Source organism: Kitasatospora sp. NBC_00039, from assembly GCF_045160625.1.
Taxonomy (GTDB): domain Bacteria; phylum Actinomycetota; class Actinomycetes; order Streptomycetales; family Streptomycetaceae; genus Kitasatospora.
Map to the genome: position 1 here is coordinate 596,489 of NZ_CP108290.1, position 19,830 is coordinate 616,318.

18 protein-coding genes and 1 pseudogene are annotated in these 19,830 nt (G+C 72.2%); 12 read left to right on the forward strand and 7 right to left on the reverse strand.

The features are described from left to right. Positions 1–134 precede the first annotated feature (134 nt). The 5 genes from OG286_RS38750 to OG286_RS38770 all read left to right on the forward strand — a co-directional run bounded on the left by OG286_RS38750 (position 135) and on the right by OG286_RS38770 (position 4,760). On the forward strand, positions 135–884 hold the full coding sequence (locus tag OG286_RS38750) for an alpha/beta fold hydrolase (protein WP_331742038.1): 750 nt from the start codon (positions 135–137) through the stop codon (positions 882–884). A 207-nt stretch (positions 885–1,091) separates the two neighbouring features. Continuing rightward, a complete protein-coding gene (locus OG286_RS38755) occupies positions 1,092–1,505 on the forward strand; it encodes a nuclear transport factor 2 family protein (RefSeq protein WP_331742040.1) in 414 nt (137 codons plus the stop codon). 41 nt (positions 1,506–1,546) lie between these two features. Next, on the forward strand, positions 1,547–1,945 hold the full coding sequence (locus tag OG286_RS38760; protein WP_331742042.1) for a DUF3224 domain-containing protein: 399 nt from the start codon (positions 1,547–1,549) through the stop codon (positions 1,943–1,945). A 141-nt stretch (positions 1,946–2,086) separates the two neighbouring features. Continuing rightward, positions 2,087–3,283, forward strand: coding sequence for a cytochrome P450 (locus tag OG286_RS38765; protein ID WP_331742044.1), 1,197 nt, complete (start codon positions 2,087–2,089; stop codon positions 3,281–3,283). 211 nt (positions 3,284–3,494) lie between these two features. Then, positions 3,495–4,760 carry a cytochrome P450 gene (locus OG286_RS38770; RefSeq protein WP_331742046.1) on the forward strand — a complete coding sequence of 422 codons (1,266 nt, stop codon included), beginning with the start codon at positions 3,495–3,497 and terminating at the stop codon, positions 4,758–4,760. Positions 4,761–4,863: 103 nt separating this feature from the next. Here the strand turns inward: OG286_RS38770 and OG286_RS38775 are convergent, their stop codons facing one another. Further along, the gene (locus tag OG286_RS38775; RefSeq protein WP_331742048.1) at positions 4,864–5,241 is read right to left on the reverse strand and encodes a VOC family protein; all 378 of its coding nucleotides are present in this window, start codon (positions 5,239–5,241) and stop codon (positions 4,864–4,866) included. Between the two features lie 112 nt (positions 5,242–5,353). After that, positions 5,354–6,070 (reverse strand): PIG-L deacetylase family protein, encoded by a 717-nt coding sequence (locus OG286_RS38780; RefSeq protein ID WP_331742050.1) that lies wholly within the window; start codon positions 6,068–6,070, stop codon positions 5,354–5,356. 243 nt (positions 6,071–6,313) lie between these two features. Here OG286_RS38780 and OG286_RS38785 point away from each other — a divergent pair, with 243 nt between their 5' ends. Genes OG286_RS38785 through OG286_RS38795 form a run of 3 tightly spaced genes read left to right on the forward strand, consistent with a single transcriptional unit; the run spans position 6,314 to position 11,318 of the window. Beyond that, positions 6,314–7,855: an ABC transporter substrate-binding protein gene (locus OG286_RS38785; protein WP_331742052.1), complete on the forward strand. Its 1,542-nt coding sequence runs from the start codon at positions 6,314–6,316 to the stop codon at positions 7,853–7,855. After that, entirely contained in the window at positions 7,852–8,853 is a 1,002-nt protein-coding gene (locus OG286_RS38790; RefSeq protein WP_331742054.1) for an ABC transporter permease, read from the forward strand. The genes OG286_RS38785 and OG286_RS38790 overlap by 4 nt, the downstream gene beginning before the upstream one ends. Then, positions 8,850–11,318: an ATP-binding cassette domain-containing protein gene (locus tag OG286_RS38795; RefSeq protein ID WP_331742056.1), complete on the forward strand. Its 2,469-nt coding sequence runs from the start codon at positions 8,850–8,852 to the stop codon at positions 11,316–11,318. Before OG286_RS38790 ends, OG286_RS38795 begins: the two co-directional genes overlap by 4 nt. A 62-nt stretch (positions 11,319–11,380) precedes the next feature. Here OG286_RS38795 and OG286_RS38800 read toward each other — a convergent pair whose 3' ends face one another. Further along, the gene (locus tag OG286_RS38800; protein ID WP_331742058.1) at positions 11,381–12,085 is read right to left on the reverse strand and encodes a Crp/Fnr family transcriptional regulator; all 705 of its coding nucleotides are present in this window, start codon (positions 12,083–12,085) and stop codon (positions 11,381–11,383) included. Positions 12,086–12,784: 699 nt separating this feature from the next. Between OG286_RS38800 and OG286_RS38805 the strand changes: the two are divergent. Continuing rightward, positions 12,785–13,892: pseudogene (locus OG286_RS38805) on the forward strand (MFS transporter); the annotation flags it as partial. Positions 13,893–14,034: 142 nt separating this feature from the next. Here OG286_RS38805 and OG286_RS38810 read toward each other — a convergent pair. Together OG286_RS38810 and OG286_RS38815 are read right to left on the reverse strand one after the other, a co-directional pair. Then, positions 14,035–14,688, reverse strand: coding sequence for a CatB-related O-acetyltransferase (locus OG286_RS38810; protein ID WP_331742060.1), 654 nt, complete (start codon positions 14,686–14,688; stop codon positions 14,035–14,037). Between the two features lie 72 nt (positions 14,689–14,760). Continuing rightward, positions 14,761–16,233: an MFS transporter gene (locus tag OG286_RS38815; RefSeq protein WP_331742062.1), complete on the reverse strand. Its 1,473-nt coding sequence runs from the start codon at positions 16,231–16,233 to the stop codon at positions 14,761–14,763. Between the two features lie 152 nt (positions 16,234–16,385). Between OG286_RS38815 and OG286_RS38820 the strand changes: the two genes are divergently transcribed. After that, on the forward strand, positions 16,386–16,949 hold the full coding sequence (locus tag OG286_RS38820) for a TetR/AcrR family transcriptional regulator (RefSeq protein ID WP_331742064.1): 564 nt from the start codon (positions 16,386–16,388) through the stop codon (positions 16,947–16,949). A gap of 100 nt (positions 16,950–17,049) precedes the next feature. Here OG286_RS38820 and OG286_RS38825 read toward each other — a convergent pair whose 3' ends face one another. Beyond that, positions 17,050–17,253, reverse strand: a complete 204-nt coding sequence (locus OG286_RS38825; protein ID WP_331742066.1) for a hypothetical protein — start codon at positions 17,251–17,253, stop codon at positions 17,050–17,052. A gap of 45 nt (positions 17,254–17,298) precedes the next feature. Beyond that, a complete protein-coding gene (locus tag OG286_RS38830) occupies positions 17,299–17,526 on the reverse strand; it encodes a hypothetical protein (protein ID WP_331742068.1) in 228 nt (75 codons plus the stop codon). A gap of 575 nt (positions 17,527–18,101) precedes the next feature. On the opposite strand from OG286_RS38830, the gene OG286_RS38835 reads away from it, so the two are divergent. Continuing rightward, positions 18,102–18,539, forward strand: coding sequence for an Rrf2 family transcriptional regulator (locus OG286_RS38835; protein ID WP_331742070.1), 438 nt, complete (start codon positions 18,102–18,104; stop codon positions 18,537–18,539). Between the two features lie 93 nt (positions 18,540–18,632). Continuing rightward, positions 18,633–19,643, forward strand: coding sequence for a zinc-binding alcohol dehydrogenase family protein (locus OG286_RS38840; protein ID WP_331742072.1), 1,011 nt, complete (start codon positions 18,633–18,635; stop codon positions 19,641–19,643). Positions 19,644–19,830: the final 187 nt, after the last annotated feature.

Below are 19,830 nucleotides of genomic sequence, written 5' to 3' on the forward strand. Positions count from 1 at the left end.
CGGGCCGGGTCAGACCGCGTGAACGGTCCCTCGGGCGGCCGCACAGCAGGGACACCGACGCCGACACCGAAACCGACACCGGGAGCCGGCCGGCCGTGCCGGGGGACCGGCCCGGCGAGAGGAGCTGAGGACCGATGACCGGACGCTGGACCGTGGCGGCGCCGGGCGCGCCGGAGGCCGGGCTGCGCCTGTTCTGCTTCGCCCACGCCGGCGGCGGACCGACCCTGTTCCGTTCCTGGCAGCGGGAGTTCGGCCAGGACGTGGACATCCGGCCGATCCTCCTGCCGGGCCGGGAAGCCCGCGCGAGGGAACAGCCGTTTCGCCGGATGACGGATATCATCGGTCCGATGTGCGACGGCCTTCTGCCGTCGTTGGACCGGCCGTTCGCGCTGTTCGGGCACAGCCTGGGGGCGGTCCTCGCGTACGAGGCGGCCCGGGAGTTCGCGGCCCGCGGCTGGGGAGAACCGCGCCACCTGGTCGTCTCGGCCCGCCGGGCCCCGCACCTGCCGTCCCGCCGGGCGCGGCTGCACGACCTGCCGCAGGACCAGTTCACCGCGGCCGTCGCCGGCATGGGCGGCACCCCGGCCGAGGTGCTCGCCCACCCCGGGCTGCTCAACGCGTTCGCCCCCGGCCTGCGGGCCGACTTCGAGGTGAACGAGACGTACACGCCGCTGCCCGGCGGCCTGCTGGCCTGCCCGGTCTCCGCCGTCGTCGGCCGATCGGACTCCGAGGTCGACCCGGACGAGATGGCCGGCTGGCGGGACACCACCCGGGGAGGCTTCGACCTGCGGGTGGTGGACGGCGGCCACTTCTACCTGAAGGAGGACCCGGGCGAGCTGCTCGCCCTGATCCGCGAGCGCCTCGGCGTCCCCGCCCCGACCTGACCCCCGCCCCGACCTGACCCCCGGCCCCGACCTGACCCCCGGCCCCGGTCTCGGACCCCCGGCTCCGAGGCCGACCCTCGGCCTCCGGCCCCGGCCCCGCGGCCGACCCCCCGACCCCCGACCCCGGACCGGGCCCGTCCCGGACCGGACCGTCCCGCTCCGCCCCGCCGCCGCGCACCCGCGTGGCACACCCAGAAGGAGAACACCATGGAAGAGCTCGACCTCTCCGGCTGCCACCCGCTGTTCGTCCGCCAGATCGACTGCCTGGACAACAAGGACATCGACGCGCTGATGGAGACCTACCACCCCGACGCCGTGGTGGTCCGGTTCCAGGGCATCCTCACCGGTCACAAGGAGATCCGCGAGACCTTCAGCCGCTACATGGACATCCAGGCCAAGTACGAGCGGCTGCTGGAGTACACCCACACCGGCGACACCCTCTTCATGCGTGCCCTCATGAGCGTCCGGGGCGAACGTGAACTCGGCTTCGGCGCGTACGTGTTGAAGGATGGCCTGATCTGGCGTCAGGTCGCCGGAATCGAGGGCGGAATGCGCGACTGGTTCGCGGCCCAGGCCGAATCAGGGCATGCTGGTGAGCCGGGCGGTGCCGCCTCCGCGTGACATCGCGCCACCTTGCCGACCCTCTCCGAGAAGGACACAGGATGAGCAACGCCACCGGGACCCGCGCGCTCAAGAGCTGGGACGAACAGGACATCACGGAGACCGACGGGCGCAAGCTGACCCGCTCGGCCGTCGAGTACTCCTACACCGGCGACATCGAGGGCCAGGGCGTCCAGGAGTACGTGATGTTCTACCGGAGCGACGACTCCACCACCTTCGTCGGCCTGGAGCAGGTCTCCGGCCGGCTGGGCGGGCGCTCGGGCAGCTTCGTACTCCAGCACACCGGTGAACTGACCGGCACCACCGCCGAGGTGACCTGGACGGTCGTCCCGGGCTCCGGCACGGGCGAGCTGACCGGTCTGACCGGCAGCGGCGGCTTCACCGCCACCCACGAGGAGGCCGGCAACGCCCGGTACCGGCTGGAGTACGACCTCGGCTGATCCACCCCCGGGCTGATCCGCGTTCTCCGTGATCTGCCGGCCAGCACAATACTGAGCAGACCCTCCGAGCGCCGACGACCAGGATGGCTGCCGGGCAATCCCGCCCGGCAGCCGCCCCGTTGGACGAGGAGGACACGCCCCTTGGACGCCCCGACCGAGCCGTCGTCGTACCCGGTGCCCCGCACCTGCCCGCTCGACCCCGCCCCCGTCTACCCGCGGTTACGGGCGGAACAGCCGCTCCACCGCTCCACCCTGGACTTCGACGGCAGCGACGTGTGGCTGGTCACCGGCCACGCCGACGCCTGCGCCGTCCTGGCCGACGACCGCTTCAGCTCCGACTTCTCCCGCGACGGCTTCCCCGCCCGGATGACCGTCCGCCCGCCCGGCCCGGGCACGTTCATCCGGATGGACCCGCCCGACCACACCCGGCTGCGCCGCACCATCGTCGGCGAGTTCCGCAAGAAGCGCCTGGAGGAGCTGCGCCCCGCCGTCCAGGGCATCGTGGACGAGCTCGTCGACACCATGCTGTCCGGCGGCGGCACCGCCGACCTGGTCCAGGCGATCGCCCTCCCGCTGCCCACCCTGGTGATCTGCGAACTCCTCGGCGTCCCCTACCGGGACCGCGCGTTCTTCCAGGAGTGCACCCAGGTCATCGGCGACCAGAGCGCGCCGCCGGCCCGCCGTCAGGTGGTCCGCGACGAACTGCGCGAGTACCTGGACCGGCTGGTCCGCGAGAAGACCGCCGAACCCACCGACGACCTGCTCGGGCGGGCCGCCGCCCGGCTCGACGAGGACGGCATCACCCACGACGAACTCGTCGGCATCGCCACCCTGCTGATGATCGCCGGGTTCGAGACCATCGCCAACCAGATCGGCGTCGGCACCCTCGTCCTGCTCCAGCACCCCGAGCAGCTCGCGGAACTCGTGAAGGACCCGGCCCGCGTGCCCGGCGCCGTCGAGGAACTGCTGCGCCACCAGACGGTCATCGACTACGGGCTGCGCCGCGTGGCGACCGAGGACGTCGAGGTCGCCGGGAAGACCGTCCGGGCCGGCGAGGGCGTGGTCGTGGTGCTCTCCTCGGCCAACCGGGACGAGCGCGTGTTCCCCGACCCGGACCGGCTGGACATCACCCGCCCGGAGGCGGCCGAGCACCTCGGCTTCGGCTACGGCCTGCACCAGTGCCTGGGCCAGCTGCTGGCCCGGCTCCAGCTCCAGGTGCTCTGGTCCACGCTGTTCGCCCGGGTCCCGACGCTGCGACTGGCCGTGCCGCTGGACGACGTGCCGTTCCGCAGCGACATGTTCGTGCACGGCGTCCACGCGCTGCCCGTCACCTGGTGAACGGCTGCCCGCCGGCCACCCGTCCCTGATCACCGACATTCTCCGAGCGCCGGACCATCGAGCACCCGACCACCGCGTATCCAACCACCGACCACCCGACCACCGCGTACCGACCATCACCGCACCATCGGCACCGAGCACCGAACCACTGACCACCGGCGGGCCCGGGCGCACTGGGCGCCCGGGCCCCCGCGGACCGAAAGGAGCCGGAGTGACCCGGCCGCAGCCCGAAGACCACCCCGCCGACACCGCCGGCCCCATCGACACCGCGGAGCTCGTCGACTCCGCCGAGCGGTGCCCGTTCCCGTTCCCGATCACCTCGGCACTGGACCCCTCGCCCGAGTACGCCCGCCTGCGGGCCGAACAGACCGCCTGCCCGGTCACCCTGCCCAGCGGCGACCCGGCCTGGATCGTGACCCGCTACGAGGACGTCCGCACCGTCTTCAGCGACCCGCGCTTCAGCCGCCAGGCGGCCACCAGACCAGGCGCACCGCAGTTCATGCCGGGCGTCGAGGGCGACCCGGACTCCATCGTCAGCAAGGACGCGCCCGACCACACCCGGCTGCGCAAGCTCGTGGCCCCCGCCTTCACCGTGCGCCGCATCGAGGCCATGCGCCCCGGCATCCAGCGGACCGTGGACGAGCTGCTGGACGCCATGGAGCAGGGCGGGCCGGGCGGGGACGTGGTCTCCGCCCTGTCCGCACCACTGCCGATCATGACCATCGGCGACCTGCTCGGCGTGCCGCGCCAGGACCAGCCCCTGTTCCGGCAGTGGTCCGACCAGATGTTCAAGACCGCGCCCGACCAGCTCCAGGAGGCCGTCGCCGCCCGCCAGGCCCTGATCGGCTACCTGGCGGCCATGGTGCAGGGGCGCCGGGCCGCCCCCGCCGACGACCTGCTCGGCGTCCTGATCGCCGCCCGCGACAACGACGACCGCCTCAGCGAACGCGAACTCGTCTCCTTCGCCGGCGGCCTCATCGTGGCCGGGTACGAGACCACCGCCAACCGCCTCGCCAACGCCGTCCTGGTCCTGCTGCGCAACCCCGGGCAGCTGGCGCTGCTGCGGGCCGAGCCGCAGCGGATCGGCGACGCCGTCGAGGAGCTCCTGCGCTACATCCCCGGGGGCGCGGCGGGCGGCCTGATGCGGGTCGCCACCGAGGACGTCAAGATGGGCAGCGTGCTGATCCGGGCCGGCGAGGGCGTCATCGCCGTCACCAACTCGGCCAACCGCGACGCCCTGGTCTGGGAGGACCCGGACACCTTCGACATCACCCGCCGCCCGGGCTCGCACACCACCTTCGGGCACGGCATCCACCACTGCGTCGGCGCCCAACTCGCCCGGCTGGAGATGCAGATCGGCATCAACACGCTGATCCGGCGCTTCCCCGGGCTGCGGCTGGCCGTCCCCGAGAGCGAACTGCCGTGGAAGCGCAACATGGTGATCCACAGCCTGGAGGCCCTTCCGGTCACCTGGTGACGCACCGCCGCCGGGGCAGGTCCCCGGCGGCCCTGGCACGACGGACGAGCGGGCCGGGAGGTCGCCCCGGCCCGCTCGCGGTTTCCCGCACCCTTCCGTGCCGTCAGCTGAGCTTCTGACTGAAGAACCACTCGTGGCCCTCGTGGTCCTCGACCTTGCAGACCCGCATGCCCTGCGGGGTGTCGGTGGGCGGGAAGACCAGCGTGGCGCCGGCCGCCTCGGCCCGCTTGAACCGGGCGTCGACGTCGTCGGTGTCCACCGACACCATCGCGCTGCGCTGGCCCGTGGCGGCGGGGGAGCGGTAGTCCCCGCCCGGGCCGGCCAGGTAGACCGGGTCGCCGGCCGGCGTGAGCATCTCCGCGTGGAACACCGGGCCGTCGGGGTGGGCGAACCGCTGCTGCTCGGTGAACCCGAACGCCTCGGTCAGCCAGTCGAGCGCGCGCGCGACGTCCTCGTACTTGACATAGGGGATAGCAGCCATGCCCGGAACCCTACGGATCCGGGCCCGCGCCGCCTGGCCAAAGTTGCGCATCGGCGGGACGAGTTCCGAGCGGTGCGGCCGGGCGGCGGCCCGGGCGGGAGGTGGGGTGCTCTCAGCTCACCACGAGCTCGAACGCGATCGAGAGCCGCCCGCCGAACCGCTCGCCGGTGGACTGGTACAGGCCGGTCAGCGGCGCGCGCACGTCCACCGGACGCCCGCCGCCGAGCGCCGCCAGGTAGGCCTCGTGCGCCTCCAGCGACGCCACCGCCTGGTCCACCGAGCCGCTCACGTCCACCGCGTGGGTCGGCTCGGGGGAGCCCACCATGGCGACGTACCGCACGCCGCCCCACGGCTCGCCGGCCTCGGGGAAGATCCACCGGTTGCCCGCGTCGCCCACCGCGTCCAGCAGCGCCCGCCCGGCGTTGCGGTGGTCGGGGGTGTTCCAGCGGCGGGTGTGGGTGGTGTCCCGGTGGTTGTAGCCGACCACCAGCTCCGGCCGGTGCCGGCGGATCACCGCCGCGATGTCCCGGCGCAGCGCCGGGCCGTACTCCAGGACACCGTCCGGATGATCCAGGAACTCGACCTCCGTCACGCCCACGATCCGCGCACTGCGCCGCTGCTCCTCCTCCCGCACCCGGGCCGCCTTCGCCGGCTCCATCCCGTCGATCCCCGCCTCGCCGCGGGTCAGCAGCAGGTATCCCACCTGCTTGCCCGCCGCGGTCCACGCGGCCACCGCGCCCGCCCCGCCGAACTCCATGTCGTCGGGGTGGGCGACCACGCACAGCACCCGGTCGAAGTCGGCCGGCATCTCCTGCAGCTGGTTCGTCATGAGGCGCAGACAAGCACGCGTGGCCGGGGCCGGTCTGCTCCGAAGTGAGCGCCCGGATCCGGCGGACCGTGCGGTCCGCTTGGTTCGTACCGGGCCTTCACCTGGGCATCTCCGATGCTCAATGCTGCGCAGATCTTGGGGATTTGAAGTGGATACCTTCCTCGCGCGCACGGCCCAGCGCAGGCACGCGAACTAGGAGGAACCATGGCGGACCAACGGCTCACAGTGTCGAGACGAGCCCTCTTGAGGGCGGCTGCCGGCATCACGGCGGGCACCGCGGGGGTGGGACTGCTGACCGCCTGCGGATCGGACGCCAAGGCCCCGGCCGCGGACGCCACGGCGCCGCCGAGCCCCAAGCGCGGCGGCAAGCTGCGCGCCGCCTTCATCGGCGGCAGCAACGAGACCGCGAACGTGCTGAAGGCCGCCAACACCCCGATCGACTACGTGCGGGCGCGTGCGGTCTACGACGAGCTCTGCGTCGTCGACGCCGAGGGCAAGATCGAGATGCAGCTCGCCGAGAGCATGACGCCCAACGCCGACGGCACCGAGTGGACGCTGCGCGTGCGCAGCGGCGTCAAGTTCACCGACGGCCGCAAGCTCACCATCGAGGACGTCCTCTTCACGCTCCAGACCTACGTCGACACCAAGGCCAACCAGGCACCCCTGCTGGCCGACGTCGACCTCGCCAAGACCCGGCGCAAGGACGAGCTCACCGCCGTCCTGGTGATGAAGCGCCCGCACGGCTTCCTCGACCAGGTGTTCACGCAGGGCATCTTCGTCGTCCCGGCCGGGACGACCGACTTCTCGGCCGTTCCCGGCAGCGGCCCCTTCATCCTGCAGCAGCACAAGGTCGGCCAGGGCGCCACGCTCAAGCGCAACCCCGACTACTGGGGCAGCGCCGGCCCCTACCTCGACGAGCTCGAACTCGTCTCCATCGCCGACGGCGCGGCCCGGCTCAACGCGCTCAAGGCCGGCCAGGTCGACTACGCGGCGAGCATCTCGCTGGTCGCGGGCAAGGCCGAACGCGCCAACGCCGCCCTGCAGTTGCTCACCCCGCCCAAGTGGGAGTGGCCCAACTTCGGTGCGATGCTCAAGCGCAGCCAGGACCCGTTCACCGACGCGCGGGTGGCGCAGGCGCTCAAGTACGCGGTGGACCGCGACCAGATGGTCGAGCGGGTCACGCTCGGCTTCGGCGAGGTGGGCAACGACCTCTTCGGCAAGTACCTGCCGGACTACGCGCAGGACCTCCCGCAGCGCCAGTACGACCCGGAGCGCGCCAAGAAGCTGCTCAAGGACGCCGGCGTGGACAACCTCTCGCTGACCATCCGCACCAGCGACTACGAGTACGGGCTGGCCGAGGGCGCCGCGGTGCTGGCCGAGCAGGCGAAGAAGGCCGGGATCACCATCGGCCTCGACAAGGTGCCGGCCGGCGACTTCTTCGCCGACCCGAAGGTCTTCATCGGCGCCAAGTTCCAGTCCGCCAACCGCAAGCCGCGACCGCTGCCGCTGGACGTGCTGTTCTTCTACGGCAGCGACGCCCTGCTGCCCTTCACCGGCGTCGCCGGCCCGAAGGCGGACGACCTGGTCACCAAGGTCCGCTCGGCGGTCACCGAGGAGCAGCGCAAGACCGCGCTGGCCGACATCCAGCACTACCTCCACGAGGAGGGCGGCGACCTCGTCTGGGCGAAGGCGCCGGTCCTGGCCGCCGCCACCCCGCAGGTGCACGGCGTCAAATCACTGGGCTACCCGACGTTCCCGAGCTTCCGAGACGCATACCTGGCATGACCGACACCGCTCTCAAGGCCCCGGCGACCCCCGGCACCGGCCGGGGGTCGCTGAGGTCCCTCCTGCTCCGGCGGCTGTTCACCGGTGTCCTGGTGCTGCTCGCCGTCTCGGCGATCGTCTTCGTCGCCACCGACGCGGCTCCCGGTGACGCGGCCGCCGCCTCCCTGGGGCCGGACGCGGACCCGGCCCAGGTGGCCGCCCGCCGAGCCGAACTCGGCCTGGACCGGCCCGCGCTGGTGCGCTACGGCGACTGGCTGCTGACCGTCCTGCACGGCGACCTCGGCACCTCCTACGTGTCCGGCAGCCCGGTCGCGGACCTGGTCGGGGACCGGGCCGGCAACTCGCTGGTCCTCGCCGGCGTGACGCTCGCCCTGCTGGTGCCGCTCGCCGTCGGCCTGGGCGTCTGGGCCGGGCTGCGCTCCGGGGGCCTCGCCGACCGGCTGATCTCGGCGGCCACCCTGACCCTGCTGGCGGTGCCCGAGTTCGTGATGGGCAGCGTCCTGGTGCTGGTCCTCGCCGTCGAACTGGACCTGCTGCCGGCGGTCTCGCTGATCAGGCCCGGCCAGGGGCTGCTGAGCAGACCCGAGGTCCTGGTCCTGCCGGTGGCCACGCTGCTGGCCGGCTGCCTGGCGCACAACGCCCGGCTGGTGCGCAGCGGGGTGGTGGAGGTTGCCGGCGGCGACGCCGTCGCCACCGCACGGCTCAACGGCGTGCCCGAGCACCGGGTGGTGCTGCGCTACGTCCTGCCCGCCGCCCTCCCGCCGGTGATCCCGCTGCTGGCGCGCTACCTGTCGCTGCTGGTCGGCGGGGCGCTGGTGGCCGAGACGCTGTTCGGCTTCCCGGGGATCGCGTCCGTCCTGATCCAGGCGTCGGCGGGGCGTGACGTGCCGACCGTGCAGGCCGTCGCCCTGCTGATCGCGCTGGTGACGGTGGTGGCGAACCTGCTCGGCGACGTGCTCGGCATGGCGCTCGACCATTCGAGGAGGATCGTGCTGTGACCCTCGCTTCCACCCCGGTCACCGAACCACCGGCGCCCGTCGCGCCCGCCCCGGGCCCGACCGGGCCGGCCCGGCGGCGGCCGGTCGCGGCGGTGGTGCTCGCCGTGCTGCTGCTGCTGACCCTCTGCGGCCCGTGGCTGGCGCCCAAGGACCCGCGGGTCGGTGTCGGCATGCCGTTCGCCCCGAGCAGCGCCGACGCCCCGCTCGGCACCGACCACCTGGGCGCGGACGTCCTCAGCCGGGTGCTCTCCGGCGGGCGCACGCTCATCCTGCTCTCCGTCGCCGTGCTGCTGGTCGCCTACCTCGTCGGGGTGGCGGCCGGCATGCTCGCGGCCTACCGCGGCGGCCTGACCGCGACCCTCGTGATGCGGGGCGCCGACGTCCTGATGGGCCTTCCGCCGCTGGTGCTGATCGCGGTCATCGCGACCGGCACCGGGCCCGGACTGGTCGGCGTCGCCATCGCGGTGGTCGCGGTGATGGTGCCGGACATCACCCGTATCGTCCGGGCCGCCACCACCCAGGCCCTGGCCCACGACTACGTCGAAGTGGCCCTGGCCCGTGGTGAGTCGACGCCCTCGATCCTGGCCCGGGAGGTGTTCCCCAACCTGGTCCGCACCCTGGCCGCCGACGCCAGCGTGCGCTTCGCCGGCACCGCCTACGCGGTCGCGACCGCCGGCTTCCTCGGTCTGGGCGCCCAGCCGCCCACCCCCGACTGGGGGCTGATGATCATGGAGAATCAGGGCGGCCTCACCCTCCAGCCGCTGGCCGTGCTGGCTCCGGCGGCCCTGCTGCTCGCCCTGCTCCTGACGGTGGGCCGCCTCGCCGACACTCTCGGCCCGGCCGACACCGCACGCCGCCGGCGAGCCGGCCGGGGCCTGCGGCGGCCGCGCCCGGCGGGCCCTGCGGCTGGCCCGCGCGCCGTGGCGCTGCCCGGACCGGGCGCGGCACCGGACGGTGCGGGTGTGGCGCCGGACGGTGCGGCGACCGTGCGGGGCCTGCGCCTGGAGGCCACCGCCACCGGGCGCGAGACCGTCCACGGCGTCGACCTCACCGTCCCCGCCGCCACCGTCGTCGCGCTCATCGGCGACTCCGGCAGCGGCAAGACCAGCACCGCACTCGCCCTGCTCGGCCACACCAATCCGGGCCTGGAACGCACCGCGGGCACCACCCGGCTCTTCGGCACCGCCCTGGACGGCCTGAGCCGGCGCGAACTCTCCCGCCTGCGGGCCCGCAGCGTCGCCTACGTCGCCCAGGACCCGCGCACCGCACTGCCGCCCAACCTCAAGGTCGCCGACCAGATCGGCGAGCAGCTGCGCACGCTGGACGTCCCGCCCGCCGAGCGGCTGGAACGCGCCAGGGCCGCGCTGCGCGCCCTCGGCCTGCCCGACGACCCGGCGTTCCTGGCCCGCCGGCCGCACCAGCTGTCCGGCGGCCAGCTCCAGCGGCTGTCGATCGCCGTGGCCCTGGCCCGCGAGCCCCGGCTGCTGGTGCTGGACGAGCCGACCAGCGCCCTCGACCCGGAGAACACGGCCCGTCTGGTCATGGAGGTGGTCGCCCTGTGCCGCAAGAAGGACACCGCCGTCCTGCTCGTCTCCCACGACCTCGACGCGGTCGCCCAGGCCGCGGACACCGTCGTGGTGATGGGCGGCGGGCGGATCCTGCGCTCCGGCCCGCCCGGCGCCGCACTGGCCGCCGCACCCGAACCGGCCGCCACGGCGGCCGTGGCGGCCGCGCCGCCGAGCGCCCCGCCCACGGCGGAGGCGGACCCTGCCGCGCCGCTCTCCGTCGCAGGGCTGCGGGTCGAGCGCCCCGGCGCCGGACGGATCCTGGCCGACGCCTCGCTGAGCGTCCCGGCCGGCGGCCGGCTCTGCATCGTGGGCGCCTCGGGCAGCGGCAAGAGCACCCTGCTGCGGGCGATCACCGGGCTGGTGACACCGGCGGCCGGCGAAGTGCGCCTGGCCGGCCACGTCCTGGCCAAGGAGGTGGGCGGCCGCACCCCGCTCCAACGCCGGCTGCTCCAGCTCGTCCCGCAGAACCCGTACGACTCGCTGAACCCCCGTCACAGCGTGGCGGGGATCGTCGGCCGCCCGCTGCGCCAGTTCGCCCTGGTGCCGCCCGACCAGGTCCGGGCGCGGACCCTGGCCCTGGTGGAGCGGGTCGGCCTGGGCGCCGGACACCTGGACCGCAGGCCGGCCGCACTGTCCGGCGGTGAGCGTCAACGCGTCGCTCTGGCAAGGGCGTTGGCGGCCAGCCCGGAGGTCCTGCTGTGTGACGAGATCACCAGCGCGCTCGACCGGACGACCGCACTGGCGGTCCTCGAGCTGCTCGACGAGCTGTGCCGGGACCTCGGGGTGGCGCTGGTGGTGGTCACGCACGACCGCCTGGTCGTGGAGCGGATCGGCGGGAGCCTCGCGCAGGTGGCCGACGGCCGGCTGCGCCACCTTTCGGGGGCAGAGCCGCTCTGACGGCCGGGGGAGCGGTCCCGCCCGCAGCTGCCCGGGCGGGGCGGGACCGTTTTCCGGGGCGCCTAGACGGACGCGTCGCTGAGGCCGAGGCGCGCTTCGATGTACTCGGCGAGGTTGGCCTCGTTGCGGATGGTGATCCAGCCGCGGCTGGACTCGAGGAGCCCGGCCTCGCGGAATCTCTTCAGGAAATATCCCACCCTCGACCGGGTGGTCCCGACCATTTCGGCGAGTTCTTCCTGGGTGAGCCTCGCGGCGATCTTGAGTCCGCGCTGGTGGCTCTGCCCGAAACGGTGGGAGAGCTGGAGGAGCCTGGCGGCGAGCCGTAATTCGCTTTCCAGGGTGACCAGGTCGACAATGACCCGCTGACGTTCCGAGAGCCGCCCGGCCAGGTGCTCGGCAAATTCTTCGAGGAGGCCGCTGCCGGCGAGAATCTTGAAGAATTTGCTGTAGGGAATTCTGGTCAGCTCGGTGTCCGCCATGGCGACCGCCGTCTCGATGCGGCCGAGCTGCGTCATGCAGAGCTCACCGAAGATGTCTCCGGCGATGTAGAGGTCGAGCAGACATCGCTTCCCGGTCGAGGTCACGATCACGGTTTTGACCTGCCCGGATTTCACGAGGTAGAGACTCTGGTCGCTCTCGGCGCAGTTGTAGATGTGGCCGCCTCGGGTGATGGTCACCGTCGGCAGGGTGTGCTCGATCGACTGGAGAGAGCCGACAACCCGGTCGGTGAACTTCGTCGGGGTGATGGCTGGCTTGGGAAAGCTCATGTGGCATCGGGGGACCGCCTGAGCATCGAAGACGTGGACTTTAATGCCAGGCCCCCCCTACCCCCCTCCGCTTTACGGAAATGTCCAACAATAAATACCGAACATGCGGTCGAGTTGTCAAGGCGGGCTATAGCACGGGCAAACTGACAATCTGTCGCAGTAGGCCGGCGGGAGCCCTCCCCGAGTTCTCGCACGGCTTTATCGGCGCAGGTCCGAATCGGGGGAGCGGGGAGACGAAGACCGTCCCGAGTGCACCCGTAATCATTCGAACCAGTCCCCGGAGGGAGTGGGAGGATTAATCGCTGATTTCCTCCAGCCGGTTTATTGATCTTGTCGCCACAGCGTTGTGCCGACCCCCGCCGGATCCGCCGATGCGCCGCGCCCCGGCCCGCCGCCGATCACTCCGGGCCCGGGCCATTCACCGCCGGCCCGCCAGGCGACGCGTCCGATCTTCCATGCGCGTACGGTCCCACAGGATCCTGAACCGGAGCATAACGCGCACGATTGGTCGAGCATGGTCGAACCAGATTTAACCTCCGATCAATTCGAGCCAATCCTGCCGGACGGTGTGCCCGTCGCCGTGCGTTGGCCGGGTGGGTCACCGGCGTTGGTGCGTACCCGGGGGTGTGGCCGAACGTCCGGCGGAAGACATCGTGAAGGCGCTCGCCGAGTAGCACCCGCACCGGTGGGCCACCGCGGTTCTTCGTCGTCGAACGCGCCCACAGCTACGCCGCGGCCTCGGGCATCGTGCTCGCCGCCTCGGTGGTGTCCGCGGTGGCGCAGCCGCTGTTCGGAGCGCTCACCGACAGGTACGTGCTGCCCTGGCTGCTGCCGGTGAGCACGGTCGTCGGCGGTCTGGGCATCGCGTCGTGCGGGCTCGGCGGCTCGTACGCCGCGACGATCGCCGCCGTGGCCGTCTCGGGTCGGTATCGCGGCCTACCATCCCGAGTCGGCCCGCGTCGCGCGTCTGGCCGGGCGGGGCAGCCATTCCGCGATGGGCTGGTTCTCGCTGGGCGGCAACGTCGGATTCGCTCTCGCGCCGGTTCTGGTGGCCGCCGTCGTCGGGGCGGGAGGCCTGGGGCGCTCACCGCTGCTCGTCGTGCCCGCCGTTGCCGGCGCCGTGCTGTGCCTGGTGTTCCTGCGCGGGGCGCAGTGGCAGCAGACGACGCGGGGTGCGTCCGGCGCCGCCGTGGCGCCCGCGGGCGCGGGGGACACGGCATCGTTCGTGAGGCTGGCGGTGGCGGTGGTCTGTCGGTCGGTGGTCTTCACCGGGCCGTCCACCTTCATCGCGTTCTACGCACGGGAGCGGGCGGGAGGGAGCATGGCCGCGGGCGCCGGCGCGTTGTTCGTGCTCTACCTCGGCGGCGCGGCCGGAACCGTCCTGGGCGGCAGGCTGGCCGAGCGCCGGGACCGGGTCACCGTGGCGCGCTGGTCCTACGCCGCCGCCGTCGTCACCGTGGCCGGCCTCGTCCTGGCCGCCGGCCCGGCCGTCTACCTCTTCGTGGCGCTGACCTCGGCCGCCCTGTACGTCCCGTTCTCGTTGCAGGTCACGCTGGCCCAGGACTACCTGCCCTCCCGTGTCGGCACGGCCGGCGGCGTCACCCTGGGCCTGGGCGTCGGCATCGGCGGTCTGGCCGGTCCGCTGATCGGACGGCTCGCCGCCGCGACGTCCCTGCAGACCGCCCTGGCGCCGCTGGTCCTGATGCCCGCCCTGAGCTGGCTGCTGTTCCGCACCCTCGCGGAGCCGGCCGCACCCGGGAGCCCTGCCCCGGCGGCGGAACAGGCCCGGGAGACGGCGGAGACGTGACGGCCGAGCCCGGCCCTGCCGTGCGGCCGTGGTGCCCGCCGCGGCGCCGCGGCGCCGCGGCCGCACGGCAGGCCCGGGCGACGTGGGCGGTCACACGTTCCTGGCGCGGGACGGGTGTGGGCGGCGTGGCGAGGACGCGGTGTCAGGGCTGGTCGATCTGCGCGGCGGCCTCCTCCAGGCCGGTGACGGTCCCCGACATGATCGTCCGTACATGCCTGGTGATGTGCTGCACGGGCCAGTCCCACCACGCCACGGCGAGGAGCCGGGCGATGTCCGCAGCGTCGTAGCGGGTGCGGATGAGCCGGGCGGGGTTGCCGCCGACGACGCCGTAGTCGGGGACGTCGCCGGTGACCACGGCGCCGGCGGCGATGATCGCGCCGTGCCCGATGCGCACACCGGGCATGACCGTGGCGCCGTGGCCGAACCACACGTCGTTGCCGACGACCGTGTCGCCCCGGCCGGGCAGGTCGGTAATCAGGTCGAAGTGCTCCGCCCAGGAGCCCCCCATGGTGGGGAACGGAAAGGTGGAAGGACCGTCCATGCGGTGGTTGGCGCCGTTCATGATGAACCGGGTGCCAGTCCCCAGCGCACAGTAATTGCCGATGACAAGCCGCTCGGGACCGTAGTGGTACAGGACGTTGCGCGTCTCGAACGCCGTCGGGTCGTCCGGATCGTCGTAGTAGGTGAAGTCACCGACCTCGATCAGCGGCGACTTCACCAGCTGCTTGAGCAGAACCACGCGCGGGTGCTCGGGCATCGGGTGGAGCACGGTGGGGTCAGCGGGAACGGGCTGCATCGTGGAAGCGGTTCCCCTCTCCTGGGAGTGTGACCCGGGTACGGCAGAGACGGGCCATGAGATGATCTTGGTCTAGTTCGGGCTGTTCGCGGATGCCCCGTTCAAGGTGGTGACCGCATCTGGATCGGTGGAACGTTGCGGCGCCGGGGAGCCTTCCGCGGGCCTGGACCTCGCCAGCCACAGGCCGGTGAACACGGCGGTGGCCAAAGTTACGGTGCCGGCAGCGAGGAAGGCGCTGTTGAGGCCGGTCTCGAAGGAGGCGCCGCCGGATTGCCGGGTGCGGACGATGGCTCCGAGTACCGCCACGCCGAGCACCGCGCCGATCTGCCGGGTGGTGCTGCTGATGCCTGATGCGAGGCCGCCTTCCTGTGGGCTGACTGCTTGGATGGCGGCTCCCGTCAGTGGGGACAGGGCCAGGGCGAAGCCGATGCCGGCGAGCCCCAGCCGCCACCACACGCTCCCGTAGCCGGTGTCGGCGTGCACCATGCCGAGCGCCTGCAGTCCCAGGCCGGCCAGGGCCAGGCCGGTGGTAACCACGATTCGGAAGCCGTACCGGGCGGCGAGCCGACCCGCGTACGGGCTGACGATCACCATGGCGAGCGATACCGGCAGGGTCTGCAGGCCGGCGCGCAGGATCGAGCTGCCCTGGACGTACACGAAGAACTGGGAGAAGAAGAACGACGAGCCCATGAGCGCGAACCCCACCACGACCATGGCGGTGTTGGACGTGGTGAACAGGCGCTGCCGGAACAGCCTCAGCGGCAGCATCGGTGCGGAGCGACGCGCTTCGACGGCGACGAAGGCGGCGAGGAGGATCACCGCGGCGGTGAAGCTGCCCAGGATCACGGGCGACGTCCAGCCGCGGGCACCGCCCTCGATCAGCCCGTAGGTCAGTGCCCCCACCCCCAGAACGGACAGCACCGTCCCCGGGACATCGATCGCGGGGGCGCTCGGATTCCGGGTCTCTTCGAGGCTGCGCAGGCCGACCAGCAGAAGGACCACTCCGATGGGGAGATTGACCAGGAAGATGGCAGGCCAGCCGAAGGCGTCCGTCAGCACTCCGCCGGCCACGGGGCCTGCGGCCAGACCGATTCCGCTGAATCCGGCCCACAGTCCGATCGCCTTGATTCGTTCTTGCGGCGCGGGATGGGCGGCGGCGAGCAGGGCGAGCGAGGCGGGGCTGAGCGCCGCGGCCCCGATGCCCTGCAGCACCCGGCCGGCGACCAGCCAGCCGAGCGAGGGCGCGAGGCTGCACAGCACCGACGCGGCGGTGAACGCCGCCACGCCGGTCAGGTACACCCGCTTGCGGCCGAACCGGTCGGCGAAGACACCGCCGGACAGCAGCAGCATGGCGACCAGCAGTACGTACGCGTCGACGATCCATTGCAGACCGGTCAGCTGAGTGTGCAGCCGGTGCTGCATATCGGGCAGCGCCGCTCCGACAATCGTGTTGTCGAGCAGGACCATGAACTGCCCTAGGCAGGTCACCGTGAGCAGCGCGGCCCGGTTTGGTCGACTGCCTACGGCTGCAGGCGATGTAGCCATGGGGGATTCCTCTCGATCGCTGGTTGCGCCCGGCCGTGGTCGACGCGGGTGGCGATGCGCCTGAGCGCTCTAAAGCAGTCGGCGACTGCGTTAGGCGACTGTAAGGGGGGGTGCCTCACAAACGCAAGCCATGACTGCGTTAAGGTGGGGGCATGAACGAGCGACAGCGAGCCCGGCGGCCCGGCGGGCGCAGCGCCCGCGTCGGCGCGGAGGTGCACCAGGCCGTCACCGACTTGATCAGTGAGCGCGGCTACGGCAACTTCACCGTCGGCGAGGTCGCAGCCCGCGCGGGCGTGGCCGACAGCAGCATCTACCGCCGGTGGGGCAGCCTGGAAACCCTGCTCACCGACGTGGCGCTCAACCGCCTCAATGTGCAGTCGCCGATGCCCGACACCGGGAGCCTGGCCGGCGACCTGCGCACTTACGCGGCCAACGTGGCCCGCGAGATCACCGGACCCGACGGTCTGGCGGTGGTGCGCCTGGCCGTCGCCCTGTCGAGCAACGGTCAGCAGGGCCTGAAGGCCGGTGACGACCTCCGCGCCGAACGCATGCGACAACTGCAGTCCATGCTCGATCGCGCCCGCGACCGCGGCGAGCACGCACCCGACGCATTCGGCGTGCTGGACCACATCCTGGCCCCGATGTATATCCGCGTCTTGTTCGGCATGGAGCTCACCCCGGACTACGTCGACGGGCTGGTCGACCGAATGCTGTGACCTCGCCCCGGTACCCGGGATCAGCCCTCGGACGCGGTGCCGAGGCTTCGTAGTCGCAGACACTCGTCCGGCCGGCTCAGGCATCCGGCCCTCGGTCGGCTCACGCGGCCTGGCCGAATCCGTCGGTCGGCGGGCCGTCGCCGCGGACCAGGGTGAAGTCGGGGTCCAGCTGCGGGTCGTAGGCGTCGGGTTGGTCGGCGAGCTCGTGGGTGGAGGATTCACCGACGCGGCGGGTGTGCTCGGTCAGGTACGGCGAGAGCTGCGCGAAGTCCTCCGGGACGACCGTCTCTCCTTCGTCCTGCAACCGGCGGACGATCTCGGCGATGTCGGGGTGCTGGAAAGAGCGCTGTCAGCCGCAGACGACGAGTGTCCCGTGCGGCTCCGCGCGGCACTTGAACGCGGCCGGTTCGGCGGCGAGCACCCGGGCGGCGCGGGCGAGGACGGTGGGCGCCGACAGCGGGGTGGCGGACAGGTGCGGCTTCCAGCCCTGGTCACGCAGGCGGCAGCCGTCGGAGGGGACCGGGTACCACGGCTCGTCGGTCTTGACGGACCAGCCACCGGCGTCGTGGTGGCGCAACTCGGCCTCGACCAGGTCGCGGTAGAGCGTCGGGTCCCGGCGGCGGAGGCCGGGGACGCCGTTGCGCTGTCCGACATCCTCGGGCCTCCCGGGTCGTGTCGCCGATCGTGGCGCCGCCGGGCGCGAACATCCGCAGGACCTTCTTGACGAGCGGGAGGCGGGCGGTCCGCAGCCCGGGGGCGGGGCCGGCCGTGTGGAAGGTTCGGCCGGACCTGGCCCCGTACGGGCACGCCGCGGAAGCGGGTAAGGACGGCGGGCCCGTACGGGAGTCATGGGGGCGGGGTCGCCCGGGGGCGGTCAGCGCCGCGGCGGGCCCTCGCGGGTGAGGTCGGCGGGGCCGGACGACGGCCCGGCGGGGAGCGTGACTCGGCGCGGGGGAACGGGAGTTGGCACCGGTGCTCCTGTGTCGAGGAAGGGGGGCGGTGTGGGGTGACGGTGGATGAGGTGCGGCGGCCGGGGACCGAGGCCGGCCTCACCGGGGCCTGCGCGCTCGTCGCCGGCCCGGGCCCGTTCGTACTTGACGAGATGTCCGCGACTTGCTGTAACTGCTACTGTTACAGCAAGAGGGGTGAGGCATGAGCGCCAACAGCAGGATGACGATCGCCGTACACGTGCTGGCCTGGATGGCCTTCGTGCACGACATGGGCCGAGAGATGGTCACCTCGGACCAGATCGCCACGAGCGTCAGCACCAATGCGGTCGTCATTCGGCGCAGCCTTGCCGACCTGCGTGACGCGGGCTTGGTCACGGTCCGCCACGGCGCCGGGGCCGGCTGGCGCCTGGCCCGTGCGGCGGAGTCGATCACCCTGCTTGAGGTGTACGAGGCAGTGCAGGGCGACGCGGTTTTCGGTATGCACCGCGGAGAGCCGAATCAGTCCTGCCCGGTCGGAGCCGGTATCCAGCCCGCGCTGCGTCGCGTCTACGGCGATGCGGAGCAGGCGGTGCGGCGGGAGCTGGCCCGCGTCTCGATCGCGGGCGTGCTGCGAGACACCCTGGCCGGACGATCCGCCTGACCCTTCCGATCGCGTAGCTCGGCGACGCGCGAAGCCAGTTGTCATGGCAATCAGTTGTCACAGGAATTGCGATTCGGGGGGAAGGGTGACGTCATGCGGGCCATTGAGTTCCGGCGCTACGGCGGCTACGAGGAACTGCGACTTGTCGATCGACCTGCGGAGCAGGCCAAGGATGGCCGAGCGCTGATCGAGCTCAGTCATGCCGAGGTGAGCCCCGCCGACAACACCATCAGAGCCGGCCGGATGGCCGCCTCTCTGCACAAGTCGCCGCCGCTGGTGCCCGGTGGTGGTGCCGTCGGCACAGTCGTCGATCCAGGCGGAACCGGTCTGGCGGAGGGCACCCGGGTCGTGGTCGCAGGCGGCGGGCTGGGCTGGCTCGTCGACGGAACGTGGCGTGAGCAACTGACCGCCGACGCCGCCCAACTGATGCCGATCCCCGACGGGGTCGGTGACGAGGCGGCCTGCGCGCTCTTCGCCGGTGCCGGATTCAGCGCCGCCTACCTCGTGCTGACCCAGCTGATCGACTTCGCACCAGGACACACGGTTCTGGCACCTGGCGTCGGCGGCTCCGTCGGCATGGGCACCGCGCAAGTGGCACGCGAACTCGGTGCTTCTCTGGTGATATCCACCGCGAGCCGTACCGACAAGGCCGTGCAGGCACGCGCCGCGGGCTACCGGCACGTCATCGACCTTTCCCGCGAGTCGCTACCCGAGGGCGTGGCGCGCCTCACCGAAGGCAGGGGTGTGGACGTGGTGGTTGACGGTGTCGCCGGCCCACTTCTCGGCCCCGCGATCGCGAGCCTCGCCCACGGCGGCAGCTATGTCGGTGTCGGATACTCCGGCGGCACCGAAGGAACGGTGAACATCACTGATCTGATCTGGAAGAACGCGAAGGCCTACGGTTACACCTTCACGATGATCCCGCGCGACGTCGCTCGGGCCGCGAGGAAGACATTGCTGGAGTGGCTGCGCGACGGACGGCTTGACCCCGCCATCGCCCGCATATTCCCCTTGGAACAAGCCGCTGAGGCGCAACGCCACCTGATCGAGGACCGCCCGTTCGGCCGAGTCCTGCTCGCCACCCACGAGAAGAGGGTCCAGTGACAGGGCGAACGCCTCGGATGAACCCCCGTAGGGCTTCGGCCGCCGACGCGCCGGAACTGGTTCGGTCGTGCGCTGTGGCGCGCGACAGTCCGGGTGCCGATCCCGGCTTGCCCGAGGCGCCGTGCGGTAGGTCGCCCAGGAATGGTTCGAGCAGCGCATCGCCCGCCAGCGGGACTGGAGTTGCCTG